A 13,314-nucleotide genomic window follows, 5' to 3' on the forward strand; every position below is an offset into this window, starting at 1 on the left:
TTTCAGCATGAAGAAGAAGCAGATTTAGCCAGACACCGACGCACGTCATCACGCAGGCATTGCCATGCGGTATGAATCGTTTCTGCAGCCCAGGCAGGCATGTGTGGAGACAATCGATAATGAATCCATTTTCCTTCACGGCGGTCTAGAACCAAACCTGACTCACGTAATATCGCCATATGGCGGGAAATTTTAGGCTGAGATTCCGTAGTCGCAGTACAGATATCACAGACGCACAATTCTCCCGCTTCTCTAAGCAGCAAGATGATGGATAGCCGAGTATCATCGGAAAGGATTTTGAAAAGTTGGACGGGCTGTAACATTTTTGGTCCCAACGCACTCAAGATACACATATGATAATTCATATGTGTTAGCTTTGAAATCACCCAATGAAAAATACAGTAAGGCAAAGCAGAAATGACACTATGATTTGCGTCGTTACACGGTTATTCCGGCGGTAGTGGCGCAGTAGACGGACTGCTGTAAACCTGAACCATCACGCTTTTATCGGTATCAAACGTCGCAACCGTCACGACGTCCTTAGTGCCCGCCGCTCGCCAGCATTCAGCCTCAACATCGCAATGATCCTGTTTCTCATAACCCATCGATGTCAGGTAAGTATGAACCTTGCTGGTATCGTCAGTGCCATAAAAATTTACCGTCCATACTTTAGCTTCCGGGCCCGTTACGTTTGAAAAATTGAAGTCATAGCGATCGGTAATACGCGGCATTGCTTTTAGAAAGTCGGGGGTATAGAACGCATATTCCCTTTTGTCCTGCTCGGTATAATGTGCACTTCCAGCAAAATTCATTTTGATGTAGGGCCATAGAGAACCGACCGCAGCAGCAATAACGGTGATGCCAAACACAGCAAAAATTTTCAGCGATGTACTCATCCTTAAGTTCCCTTTCCTTTTTAGCTGAAGATAAACAATGAACTATCTTCTTAAAGCTATATCTTACACAGCTAGCTTGAGCGGCCCGAAACTTTTGTCCTGGCGGCGTAGGGTTAAAGTAATCACATTCAAATCGCGACCAGCCCCCGCACACCGTCCTGTTCCATCGTTTCTCCTCGTCCACGCTGGATGATTTCTCCACGGGACATCACCAGATAGCTGTCGGCCAGCTCGGCGGCGAAGTCGTAAAATTGCTCGACCAGCAGAATCGCCATATCGCCACGCTGTGCCAGTTGGCGAATCACCGCGCCGATCTCTTTAATCACCGACGGCTGTATGCCTTCGGTTGGCTCATCCAGAATCAGCAACTGTGGTTTACAGGCCAGCGCACGACCAATCGCCAATTGCTGCTGTTGCCCGCCGGACAAATCGCCGCCGCGCCGCTGTTTCATCTCATCCAGCACGGGGAAAAGCTGGTAGATCTCATCCGGCACCTGCCGCGCCTGTTTGCCCGGAAAGCGCGACAGTCCCATCAACAGGTTTTCTTCCACCGTCAACCGAGGAAATATTTCCCGCCCCTGTGGCACGTAGGCAATGCCAGACTGCACGCGCTGATAGGGTTTGCGCGAGTTAATCGCTTCCCCCTGCCAGCGAATCGTGCCGGACTTCGCGGGAATCAACCCCATCAGGCATTTCAGCAGCGTAGTTTTCCCCACGCCGTTGCGCCCTAGCAGACAGGTAATCTCGCCGGGTTTGACCTCAAACGACAGGCCGCGCAAGATGTGGCTGCCGCCATAATATTGATTCAGTTCTGCAATCTCTAACATGTTAGCGCCCCAGATAAACGTCAATCACCTGTTCATTTGCCTGTACTTCGCGTAGCGATCCTTCCGCCAGCACCTGCCCCTGATGTAGCACGGTGACGCGGTCGGCGATGCTCTCGACAAAGCCCATGTCGTGCTCCACGACCATCAGCGAGTGTTTGCCAGCCAGACTGCGGAACAGCTCGGCGGTATAGGCCGTTTCTGCGTCCGTCATCCCGGCGGCGGGTTCATCGAGCAGCAGCAGATGCGGCTCCTGTACCAGTAACATGCCGATTTCCAGAAACTGCTTTTGCCCATGTGATAACAGCCCCGCGGGCCGTTGCCGTTCGTGGCCTAGCCGCAGCAGCGCCAACGTGTCGTCAATCCGGTCACGCTGCTCGCTGTTCAGTCTGGCACGCAGGCTTGCCCACACTGATTTGTCAGTTTTCAGCGCGATTTCAAGGTTTTCAAACACCGTCAGCGCTTCAAACACCGTTGGCTTCTGGAATTTCCGGCCGATTCCCGCGCGGGCGATATCTACCGGCGATAGCGTCGTCAGGTCGGTATACTGATCGTAAAACGCTTTGCCGCTATCCGGTCGCGTTTTACCGGTGATGACATCCATCAGCGTGGTTTTTCCCGCGCCGTTTGGGCCGATGATGCAACGCAGTTCCCCGACACCAATCTGCAACGAGAGATCGGTGAGCGCGCGGAAACCGTCAAAGCTCACGTTAATCTTGTCGAGTTGCAGCACCGGATCGGTCTGATGCCTATGGCGATCCGACGGATGCGGCTGCGCGAACTTTGGCTCCATCAATACGGGCTGAGTCGCGACAGTTTGTGCAGGCGCGGGAACCGATGGCACAGATAGAGGCTCAGTCATGTTTCTTCCTCGTCAGCAATCCAATCACGCCACGCGGCAAAAACAGCGTGACGAGAATAAACATCAGCCCCAAAAAGAACAGCCAGTATTCGGGAAAAGCCACGGTAAACCAGCTTTTCGCCCCGTTGACGATACCTGCGCCGAGTAGCGGTCCGATCAGCGTCCCGCGCCCACCCAGCGCCACCCAAATGGCGGCTTCGATGGAGTTGGTCGGCGACATTTCACCCGGATTGATGATGCCGATCTGCGGCACATAGAGTGCGCCCGCCAGCCCGCACAGCACAGCGGAAAGTGTCCAGACAAACAGCTTGAAGCCTTTCGGGTCGTAACCGCAGAACATCAGACGGTTTTCCGCATCGCGCACCGCCGTCAGCACGCGCCCAAATTTACTGCGCGCCAGCGCAAATCCCACGAGCAGGCTGGCGATCAACAACAGCACGGTGGCGACAAACAGCCCAATGCGTGTACCGGTGGCCGTAATAGGGAAACCCAGCAGCGTCGTAAAGCCGGTAAACCCGTTATTGCCGCCAAAGCCGGTTTCGTTACGGAAGAACAGCAGCATCCCAGCGTAGGTCAGTGCCTGCGTCATGATCGAGAAATACACGCCTTTGATTTTGGAGCGGAACGCAAACCAGCCGAACACAAACGCCAGCACGCCCGGTACCAGCACAATCAGGCACAGCGCCCAGACGAAATACTGGGTTCCCGCCCAGAACCACGGTAGTTCCGTCCACGACAGAAATGACATAAATGCAGGCATTCCCTCACCCGCCGCCTGCCGCATCAGGTACATGCCCATCGCGTAACCGCCCAGCGCGAAAAACAGGCCGTGACCGAGCGACAGCAGCCCGGCATAGCCCCACACCAGATCCAACGCAACGGCGACAATCGCATAGCACAGGATTTTGCCGATCAGCGTCAGCGTATAAGTGGAGATCGCCAGCGGATCCTCTGCGGGCAACAGCGCGAGAAACGGCAGGATCAGCAAGGCCAGAAACGCGATAGAACCCAGGCCAAGCATGAGTCGCGGTGCGCGCTGCGTCAGGGTTATCGTCATGGGTTGCGTAATAGATTGCGTCATCAGTCAATCACCCGTCCTTTGAATGCAAACAGCCCCTGTGGCCGTTTCTGAATAAACAGCACGATCAGTACCAGAATGACGATTTTACCCAGCACCGCACCAATCTGCGGTTCCAGCACTTTGTTGAGAATGCCAAGGCTGAAGGCGGCGACCACCGTCCCTGCAAGCTGCCCGACGCCGCCCAGTACGACGACAAGGAATGAATCGATGATGTAGCCCTGTCCCAGCTCCGGCCCGACATTGCCCAGTTGCGACAGCGCTACGCCGCCCAAACCAGCGATGCCGGAGCCCAGCCCGAAGGCCAGCATATCAACGCGGCCTGTCGGCACGCCGCAACAGTCCGCCATCGCCCGGTTTTGCGTCACTGCCCGCACATTCATGCCAAGGCGGGTTTTATTGAGGAGTAACCAGGTGAGCAGCAGCACGCCGAGGACGAACACAATCACCGCGATGCGGTTATACGGCAGCACCAGATTTGGCAGCAGGCGCAGCCCGCCAGACAGCCATGCGGGATTGGCGACTTCCAGATTTTGGGTACCGAACAGCATACGCACCAGTTGGATCAGCATCAGGCTGATACCCCAGGTCGCCAGCAGCGTTTCCAGCGGGCGGCCGTAAAGATGACGAATCACCGTGCGTTCCAGCACCATACCGACGCCAGCGGTGATAAAGAAGGCAACAGGCAGCGCCAGCAGCGGATAATACGCCAGCCAGCTCGGCGCAAACTGCTGGCACAGCGACTGCACCAACCAGGTTGCGTACGCGCCCAGCATCAACATTTCGCCGTGCGCCATGTTGATAACGCCAAGTAGCCCATAGGTGATCGCCAGACCCAGCGCCGCCAGCAACAGGATTGACCCGAGCGACAGCCCGGTAAACGCCTGCCCCAGCAGATCGCCGACGATCAAACTTTGCTTAATCTGATCCAGACTCTCCTGCGCCGCCGCTCGCACGCCGGTATCCGGCTCGTTCTGTACCTGCGTCAACGGCTGTAAGCGCGCCTGCATCTGCGGGTCGCCGGTCTGCCCTAAGCGTTTGACCGCCTCAAGGCGCACCAGCGGATTGTGATCGCTTAATTGCCGGGTCGCAATAGCGGTATTCAGCGCATCGTGTACCTGCGCATCTTTCTCTACGTTAAGTCGCTGTACCAACAGCGGCAGCTGTTCCGTACTGCTGTCGCTCTGTAGCTGCCGTACCGCATTCAGGCGCGTTGCGGCGTCATCGCTGACAAGCTGATGCGCGGCCAGCGCGGTGGCAACCAGACTGCGCAGGCGGTTATTCATAAACAGTTTTTTGGTCGCACCAACCGGTTCCGCGTTCCCGTCCAGCGGCGTTAATGTGCCCTGCACATCCCTAAACGGCTGCTGGTTCCGATCAAGCACAACCGACTCGTCGCGCAGCGCCTGTAACAGCGGCAAGCGTGCGGGTTCTGGCGCGGCGGCCCATTGTTGCAGCAGTTCAGCCTGCTGCGTGCGGCTGGCGGTGGCGAAATCGGCCGCAGGCCCGGCCTGTGCCAGCAGCGGAAACATCAGACACAGCGACAGCACAAACGTAGATAATCGATGACTCATCATCGCAATGTCCGCCATATAAGAGAGATAATATCTATTCGGCACCATTTATTTTGCCTTATATATCCAGCAGTCTCACAGCCACGTTTTTATGCTGGCACAGTGAGTATTTCGTGCGCTATAACGCCGCCATTCATATGCAATACCGTATGCGCGCCCGACGCAGGGCGCTCAATCGCCGCAGCCCTGCGAACCCAGGCTTCCGGCTAAATTATGCCGCTGCGCGGTGCCATCGGTATTATGACCGCTAATCGAGCCGCCAGTGACGCGATTACTCGCCCCATAAATGGGACTCGCCCTTCGGGCCAGCATACGTGCTGTTCAAAAACGTCTCTGACGTTTTTGTCCTACGCGGCACTGACTTTCGCGGCATCCATGCCGCTCACTCGGCGGTCATACCTACCGATGCATAATTTTTTACGCCGGATAACAAAACGATTAAGGCCTGAAACTCAAATTTACTGCGCTGCTTTTATTGGATGATCGGGCTTCTTATCGTTACCGGCGATGTACGGGCTCCACGGCTGGGCTCGAACCGGCTGATCGGTTTGCCAGACCACGTTGAACTGACCGTTTTCCTCGATTTCGCCAATCATCACCGGTTTGTGCAGATGGTGATTGGTGCTGTCCATCGTCAGCGTAAAGCCATCCGGTGCGGTAAAGGTTTGGCCGGCCATCGCAGCGCGCACTTTATCCACGTCCGTAGTGCCCGCTTTCTCTACCGCCTGCGCCCACATATGAATGCCGACATAGGTCGCTTCCATCGGATCGTTAGTCACCACCGTGCCCGCGTTCGGCAGGTTTTTCGCTTTGGCATAGGCTCTGTAGGCTTCCACGAAGTCGGCATTGGTGGGGTTATCTACCGACTCAAAGTAGTTCCACGCGGCTAAATGGCCGACCAGCGGCTTGGTGTCGATCCCGCGCAGTTCCTCTTCACCGACCGAGAACGCGACAACCGGCACATCGGTCGCTTTGATTCCCTGATTTGCCAGCTCTTTATAGAACGGTACGTTGGAATCGCCGTTGATGGTGGAAACCACCGCCGTCTTACCGCCCGTCGAGAATTTCTTGATGTTGGAAACGATGGTCTGGTAATCGCTGTGGCCAAACGGCGTATAGACTTCCTCGATATCTTTGTCCTGCACGCCTTTCGAATGCAGGAACGCGCGCAGGATCTTGTTGGTAGTACGCGGATACACATAGTCAGTACCCAGCAAGAAGAAACGCTTCGCCGCCCCGCCGTCTTCACTTATCAGGTATTCCACAGCTGGGATCGCCTGCTGATTCGGTGCCGCGCCGGTGTAGAACACGTTCGGCGACATCTCTTCACCTTCATACTGCACCGGGTAGAACAACAGCCCGTTTAACTCTTCAAACACCGGCAGAACCGATTTACGCGATACCGATGTCCAGCACCCAAACACCACCGCCGCTTTGTCCTGCGTCAGCAGTTGACGCGCCTTCTCGGCAAATAGCGGCCAGTTCGAGGCCGGATCGACCACCACCGGCTCCAGTTTTTTACCCAACACGCCGCCTTTGGCGTTGATTTCATCAATCGTCATCAGCGCCACATCCTTCAGCGGCGTTTCTGAAATCGCCATCGTGCCGGACAGCGAATGCATAATGCCGACTTTGATGGTTTCTGCTGCCTGCACGCTCCAGGACAACCCCATACCAACCACTGTCGCAGAAAGCGCAAAAACTTTTAGCAATGAACGTCTTTTCATTTATTAGCCCTTAAGTCGTGTTGAGTGAGAATGGAATCGTGTGATGCATCAGGTGAAACACGTTCAGTAGAAACAGATGTCGTTGAAATAGATTGGGTAGAAATAGATTGAGGCCGCGCCTGCTGTAGCATGTGTAAGGTGATCTTCCTGACTTCGGCCTTACTGACGGCAATGTGGTCGGTCAGAATGCGCTGCGCCTCCTCGGTGTGCTGTTGCAATATCGCCAGCAAAATGCGGGCATGTTCTTTATAGGTCGCGTCAATACGATCTTCGCGGGTGAAATCGAGGCGGCGAATAATGCGGATTTTCTCCGTCAGTTCGCTATGAACCCGTGCCATTTCGCTGTTGCCTGCCGCCATCACCAGCCCACGGTGAAACCCTTCGTCGTAGCGGGAGACGATCTTGCCGTCGTCCAGACGCGGTTCTTCAATCCAGAAGCGTTTTAGGTCCGCCAATAGCTCGGCGCAGCGCCCCGGCGGCATCCCGCACAGCCGCCGAATAGCTTCGCGCTCCAGCACGATGCGGAAGTCATACAGTTCCTCGAAATATTCAAAATCAAACGGACGAACCTGCCAGCCGCTGCGGAAATAAACTTCGACATAGCCTTCCCGCTCCAGCCAGAACAGCGCCTGACGCACTGGCGTACGGCTGACCGACATCCGTTCGGCAATTTCATTTTCACTAAAGCGGTCGCCCGGCATCAGGCGAAAGTCGAAAATGTCGTTTTTCAGCGTTTGATACACCCGCTCCGCCAGCGCTTCCGGGCGATCTTTGCTGCTCTTTTGTGTGCCTGCTCGCATCGTTTTCTCCGCCTCGCCGTTTATTCAGCCAGCCCTTTTATTCCAATATCTATTCCAACCACAGCAAGGCATCACCGGGGCTGACCGGTCGCCCCGGCTGGCAGCCGATGCGTTTCACCCGACCAGACTGCGGCGCGCTAATCGTCAGCTCCATCTTCATGGCTTCGACGATAATCAGTGGCTGTCCGGTTTCGATGACATCCCCCACGTTCACCAGCACTTTCCAGATGTTGCCGTTCATATCTGCACTGACCTGAAACGCGTCTTCGTCGTTCTCCACGGGGGCAATTGAAACCTCCTCCTGCGGCGTGCTGTCATCTTCCTGCTGCCACAGCGCCACTTCCGTTTCAAACGCCGAGGCCTGACGCTGGCGGAACGCGGTAATATCGTCGGCCTGCTCCGTCAGAAAACGCGAGTGCTCAGCAAAATCAAACTCGGTTTCGTCGATGCGGATCGCCGCGCGTCCTTCGCGGAAGTCATCGCGCAGCGCCGTGAGTTCGGCTTCGCTGACCGGATAAAACCGCACCTGATCGAAGAAGCGCAGCAACCACGGTTCACCCGCGATGAACTGATCGTTTTTGAGGAATTTGTTCCAGATAGGCAGCGTGCGCCCCACCAGTTGATAGCCACCCGGCGAATCCATGCCATAGATGCACATGTACATCCCGCCGATACCGACCGTGCCTTCGGCGGTGAAAGTACGCGCCGGATTGTATTTGGAACTCAGCAGACGGTGGCGCGGATCGATCGGTACCGCACAGGGGGCACCGAGATAAACGTCACCTAATCCCAGAATCAGATAGCTGGCATCGAAAATAATGTCGCGCACGTCATCACGGCGTGGTAACCCGTTAATGCGCTGAATGAAATCGACGTTATTCGGCAGCCAGGGCGCGCTGGCACGCACGGTTTCGCGGTAGCGTTCCACCGCGCCGAGCGTGGCGGTGTCTTCAAACGCCATCGGTAAATAGACGATGCGCGATGGCACTTTCATTTGGCTTACGTCGCCAAGCTGACGTTCCAGATGCAACAGCACGTCCAACAGCGCCCGCTGGCGGATAATCCGGCTGTCGTAGCGCACCTGTAGCGAACGCACGCCGGGCGACAGTTCTTCTATTCCCACCGTCTCAGCAGCGCGGATCGCCACCATCAGCAGATGAATACGCAGCCGCAACGCCAGATCCAGCACGTTATCGCCGTATTCGATCAGAATGTAGTTATCTCCCGCCTGACGATACACGGCGGCTGGCGTGGTCGCAGTTGCCGGTACCGCATCCAGCACCGTGGCGGAGCCAAATTCTGTTGTCGCCAGCGAGGGGACGTCAAATGCAGGCGTATGCGCCGTACCCAGCGTAGAAACGCTGTCAGACTGCGCCTTTTCCAGCGCCAGCGCTTCATCCGCGCTGATCGGGTGGAAACGAATACGATCACCCGGCTTAACCTGACCGACTTTCCACAGTTCCGCTTTGGCAATGGTGACCGGACAGACAAACCCGCCCAGACTCGGCCCGTCCCGCGTGAGGATCACCGGAAAGTCACCGGTAAAATTCACTGCGCCGATGGCGTATTCACAGTCGTGAACGTTGGAAGGATGGAGACCCGCCTCACCGCCGTTCGCCCGCGTCCAGCTTGGCTTTGGCCCCACCAGACGCACGCCGAGTCGGTTCGAGTTGTAATGCACCTGCCATTCCGCCGCGAAAAATTCATCAATCGCCGCGTGGGTAAAGAAATCCGGCGTACCGTGCGGGCCGTAGAGCACGCCAATGCGCCATTCGTTGCCATACTGCGGAATCAGCGCGGCGTCCACGGCCTGTGGTACGCTCACGGGCGCGGGTGTGGTGCAGGCTGGTAAGTCGGGTTGAGAAATAGCCAGCATATCCGCCACGCGCAGCGTTCGTCCGGCGTGGCCGCCAAATTCCCCGAGCGCGAAGGTCGAACGACTGCCGAGATACTGCGGCACATCGATACCGTTACGCACCGCCAGATAGGTACGACAGCCGGACTGCGCACGCCCCACCGTCAGCGTTTGTCCGGCCTTTACCGTCAGCGGCTGCCAGTATGGCACCGTTTCGCCATCCAGCGTCGCCGGACAATCTGCTCCCGTCAGCGCAATCACCGCTTCATGATGAAAACGCAGCGTCGGGCCTTGCAGCGTAAACTCCAGCCCTGCCGCGGATTCATCGTTGCCGACGATACGGTTTGCCAGACGGAACGCGAAATCGTCCATCGGGCCAGATGGCGGCACGCCGATATCCCAATAGCCGAGGCGTCCGGGATAGTCCTGCACGCTGCTCCAGGTACCGGGTTGAATCACCTCAATCACCGACGCGGACGGCGTAAAGCTGTCGAGCATCCGCGTCCAGACCGTCCCGTTGCGGAACGCATCGGTAGCAATAATCTGACGCAGGTAATCGAGGTTAGTGGCAATACCGTGCAAACGCGTGGCATTCAGCGCCTGCTGCATCTTCTCCAGCGCCAGGTCACGGGTTTCTGCATGGACAATCAGTTTGGCGACCATCGGATCGTAATACGCCGACACCTCGGTGCCAGTGCTCACCCAACCATCAACCCGCACGCCATCAGGAAACGCCACTTCGGTCAGCACGCCGGGGCTAGGCTGGAAGTTTTTCAGCGGATCTTCCGCATAAATGCGCACCTCAATCGCGGCACCACGCGGTGCCTGCGTCAATTGTGTCCAGTCCAGCGGTTCATCCGCCGCAACGCGCAGCATACATTCGACCAAATCCAGTCCGGTGACACACTCCGTCACCGGGTGTTCAACCTGCAAACGGGTATTCACTTCGAGGAAAAAGAACGCATCGCGCTCGGCATCGTAGATATATTCCACCGTTCCCGCGCTGCGGTAGCTGACCAGTTCGCCCAGCTTCACCGCGGAGGCCAGCAACGCCGCGCGCGTGGCGTCTGGCAAATGCGGTGCGGGTGTTTCTTCCACGACCTTCTGGTTGCGCCGCTGCAATGAGCAGTCGCGTTCGCCCAGCGCGACCACGCGACCTTTACCATCGCCAAAAATCTGTACTTCGACGTGACGCGCCCGATCGATACAGCGTTCGATGAAAACACCTGCATCGCTGAAGAACTGTTCGCCCAAACGACGCACGCTCTCCCACGCCGCGCGTAACGCCACCGCATCTGCACAGCGCGTCAGGCCAATGCCGCCACCTCCGGCAGTGCTTTTGAGCATTATCGGATAGCCAATGTCTTCGGCGGCGGCCAGCGCGTCCTCCAACGAGGCCAGCAGCGGCGTTCCCGGCGTCATCGGTACACCGGCGGCAGCGGCTAATTCACGGGCGCGGTGTTTCAGGCCAAACTCACCAATTTGCTGCGCGGTTGGCCCGACAAACGCGATGCCCGCCTTTTCACAGGCGGCGGCAAACGGCAGGCTCTCTGACAGAAAACCGTAGCCCGGCCAGATCGCCTCAGCCCCCGTTTGCTGCGCGGCGGCAAGCACTTTATCGATACACAGATAGCTGTCGCTGGCCTTCTCGCCGCCAATCGGTACGGCGATGTCTGCATCCTTCACATGCTGCGCGTTTTTATCCGCATCGGAATAAATCGCCACACTGGTTATTCCCAACCGCTTCAGCGTGCGTATGGCACGACAGGCAATTTCGCCGCGGTTAGCGATCAGCACGGTCTTAAACATGGGATGCCTCCTGACGGGCAAGCCAGTGACGCCAGCCGCCGAACTCGGTGATATCTACGGCGTCGCTCAGCGCAGCCGGTTCGCAGATAAAGCCTTTCACCTGCCGTCCGTCGAGTAACGTCAGCGTGCCGATGCCCAACGGCGCAGGAATTTCTGCGACAAACTCACCAAAGCGCGCCAGCGGGATGTCCCACAGTTCGACGATAATCGCTGCGCCGTCAGTGCTTTTCGCTAAACCGGGCTTGGCCGGTTGCGTATTCGCCAGTGCATAAAGGCGATAATTTTCCGCCGTGCGCGTCTCTTCCACCCGCACCGCATCGCGGCGGGTCAGTTGATGGTTCAGCGGCATGCCCGTCAGGTGCGCGCCGACAACGGCAAGACGGACGTGTAATACCGAAGGAGGCAAGGTGGCCTGTCCCGCAGGCAGCGTTTTTCCCGTTGCACCCAGCGTGAGCGCCAACTGAGCCTGCCAGCGCAGACCAAAACTCGCTAATGCACGGTCGTGCCAGGCAGGCGCAATCAGCGTGATACCCGCTGGTAAACCATCGGTACGGAAAGGTGCCGGCAGCGCCAGCGCCGAAAGATCGGCCAGATTGGTAAAGTTGGTGTAGGTACCTAACTGAGAGTTGTAGCGCACCGGTTCCTGCTTCATCGCCTCACGCGTGTGGATCGTCGGCGAGGTCGGCACGACTAACGCATCGAACGACGCCAGCGTCTGCTGAATCTGTCGCGCCAGTTCGGCACGCAGGTACTCCGCTTTAAAGGCCTCTACCGCGCTGAAACGCTCGCCGCTCGCCACAATGCCGTGCACTACCGGATCCATGTTTTCTGGCTGCTGTAGCATGTCGCCCACCGCAACCGTGCGTTCTGCCACCCAGGGGCCTTGATAAAGCTGATCGGCTAATTGCGTGAAAATGCTGAAATCGATGGGATGCAGCGTCGCGCCCGTCGCTTCTAATTCGACCAGCGCCTGCTGCCATGCCGCCTGTGCGACAGCGTCAGCAAAAAAGGTCGGATCGCTGGGGATAGCAAAGCGCGGCTTCGCTGGCAGCGCAGCCGGTGACCGCCCCGGATGACAGCGCGAGTAGGCATCCGTCTCATCGTACCCGCCAGCCAGTTCGGCGACGGTAAACGCATCCTCGACGGTCAGTGCAAACACGGAAATCGTGTCATTCAGGCGACAGGCCGGTACGACACCGCTTGCCGATAGCCACCCTTTCGTCGGCTTCAGGCCGACAATATTGTTAAACCCAGCGGGAACGCGCCCCGACCCGGCAGTATCCGTTCCCAGCGAAAAAGCAACCAGCCCGCGCGCCAGCACTGAAGCCGAGCCCGAACTGGAACCCCCGCTGATGTATTCACCATTAAAGGTATTCGGCACCGCACCAAACGGCGAGCGCGTGCCGACCAAACCGGTCGCAAACTGATCGAGGTTGGTTTTGCCTACGACAATCGCCCCCGCCGCTTTCAGTTTGGCAACGGCAGTCGCATCCTTATCAGCCAGATAGGTAAAGGCCGGACACGCCGCGCTCGTCGGTAAGCCCGCGACATCAATATTGTCTTTGACGGCAAAGGGAACGCCGAACAGCGGTAGTGCGTCTGGGTTTTCACGATACTGAGGCAATAACGCCGCGATCTGCGCCTGAAGGTGCTCAGGTGTCGCCAGCGCGATCCAGGCCGGATCGTCCGGCGACAAACTGGCGAGCAGCGCGCCTAGCGTCTCGCCCACGCGATCGGCCTGCTGTTGGTAATGCTGTTTCCATTCCTGAAGCGTGAGTCCTGTCATTATTGGCATGATGTGAATCCCATCTGGTATACAAGATTGAATTCACTAAAGCGAAAACCATGCCAGCTTTTACCCTGTTGATTTTTATGTAATTAAATAGGAA

At 57.2% G+C, this 13,314-nt stretch carries 10 protein-coding genes; all 10 read right to left on the reverse strand.

All coding sequences use genetic code 11. The features are described from left to right. Positions 1 to 2 precede the first annotated feature (2 nt). The 10 genes from EIP93_RS11870 to atzF all read right to left on the reverse strand — a co-directional run bounded on the left by EIP93_RS11870 (position 3) and on the right by atzF (position 13,220). Complete coding sequence (locus EIP93_RS11870) at positions 3 to 323, reverse strand: metalloregulator ArsR/SmtB family transcription factor (RefSeq protein ID WP_109225761.1); 321 nt, start codon at positions 321 to 323, stop codon at positions 3 to 5. A gap of 123 nt (positions 324 to 446) precedes the next feature. Continuing rightward, positions 447 to 896, reverse strand: coding sequence for a hypothetical protein (locus EIP93_RS11875; RefSeq protein ID WP_103940248.1), 450 nt, complete (start codon positions 894 to 896; stop codon positions 447 to 449). A 128-nt stretch (positions 897 to 1,024) separates the two neighbouring features. Further along, positions 1,025 to 1,723 (reverse strand): urea ABC transporter ATP-binding subunit UrtE, encoded by a 699-nt coding sequence (urtE, locus tag EIP93_RS11880; RefSeq protein ID WP_010295596.1) that lies wholly within the window; start codon positions 1,721 to 1,723, stop codon positions 1,025 to 1,027. A 1-nt stretch (position 1,724) separates the two neighbouring features. Then, positions 1,725 to 2,513: an urea ABC transporter ATP-binding protein UrtD gene (urtD, locus tag EIP93_RS11885; protein WP_174447486.1), complete on the reverse strand. Its 789-nt coding sequence runs from the start codon at positions 2,511 to 2,513 to the stop codon at positions 1,725 to 1,727. 61 nt (positions 2,514 to 2,574) lie between these two features. After that, entirely contained in the window at positions 2,575 to 3,651 is a 1,077-nt protein-coding gene (gene urtC, locus EIP93_RS11890; RefSeq protein WP_125233338.1) for an urea ABC transporter permease subunit UrtC, read from the reverse strand. Positions 3,652 to 3,662: 11 nt separating this feature from the next. Next, entirely contained in the window at positions 3,663 to 5,252 is a 1,590-nt protein-coding gene (urtB, locus tag EIP93_RS11895) for an urea ABC transporter permease subunit UrtB (RefSeq protein WP_125233339.1), read from the reverse strand. Between the two features lie 440 nt (positions 5,253 to 5,692). Continuing rightward, positions 5,693 to 6,961, reverse strand: coding sequence for an urea ABC transporter substrate-binding protein (urtA, locus tag EIP93_RS11900; protein WP_125232744.1), 1,269 nt, complete (start codon positions 6,959 to 6,961; stop codon positions 5,693 to 5,695). Continuing rightward, positions 6,958 to 7,761, reverse strand: coding sequence for a GntR family transcriptional regulator (locus tag EIP93_RS11905; RefSeq protein WP_116362104.1), 804 nt, complete (start codon positions 7,759 to 7,761; stop codon positions 6,958 to 6,960). The genes urtA and EIP93_RS11905 overlap by 4 nt, the downstream gene beginning before the upstream one ends. A 49-nt stretch (positions 7,762 to 7,810) precedes the next feature. Continuing rightward, entirely contained in the window at positions 7,811 to 11,425 is a 3,615-nt protein-coding gene (gene uca, locus EIP93_RS11910) for an urea carboxylase (RefSeq protein WP_125232745.1), read from the reverse strand. Next, on the reverse strand, positions 11,418 to 13,220 hold the full coding sequence (gene atzF, locus EIP93_RS11915; protein WP_125232746.1) for an allophanate hydrolase: 1,803 nt from the start codon (positions 13,218 to 13,220) through the stop codon (positions 11,418 to 11,420). The genes uca and atzF overlap by 8 nt, the downstream gene beginning before the upstream one ends. Positions 13,221 to 13,314 lie beyond the last annotated feature (94 nt).

The sequence above is a fragment of the Pectobacterium versatile genome, from assembly GCF_003932035.1.
Classification (GTDB): domain Bacteria; phylum Pseudomonadota; class Gammaproteobacteria; order Enterobacterales; family Enterobacteriaceae; genus Pectobacterium; species Pectobacterium versatile.

Coding starts and splice junctions, on each gene's coding strand:
- EIP93_RS11870 (WP_109225761.1), bottom strand. CDS start 323: ATGTTACAGCCCGTCCAACTTTTCAAAATCCTTTCCGATGATACTCGG.
- EIP93_RS11875 (WP_103940248.1), bottom strand. CDS start 896: ATGAGTACATCGCTGAAAATTTTTGCTGTGTTTGGCATCACCGTTATT.
- urtE (WP_010295596.1), bottom strand. CDS start 1,723: ATGTTAGAGATTGCAGAACTGAATCAATATTATGGCGGCAGCCACATC.
- urtD (WP_174447486.1), bottom strand. CDS start 2,513: ATGGAGCCAAAGTTCGCGCAGCCGCATCCGTCGGATCGCCATAGGCAT.
- urtB (WP_125233339.1), bottom strand. CDS start 5,252: ATGGCGGACATTGCGATGATGAGTCATCGATTATCTACGTTTGTGCTG.
- urtA (WP_125232744.1), bottom strand. CDS start 6,961: ATGAAAAGACGTTCATTGCTAAAAGTTTTTGCGCTTTCTGCGACAGTG.
- EIP93_RS11905 (WP_116362104.1), bottom strand. CDS start 7,761: ATGCGAGCAGGCACACAAAAGAGCAGCAAAGATCGCCCGGAAGCGCTG.
- uca (WP_125232745.1), bottom strand. CDS start 11,425: ATGTTTAAGACCGTGCTGATCGCTAACCGCGGCGAAATTGCCTGTCGT.
- atzF (WP_125232746.1), bottom strand. CDS start 13,220: ATGCCAATAATGACAGGACTCACGCTTCAGGAATGGAAACAGCATTAC.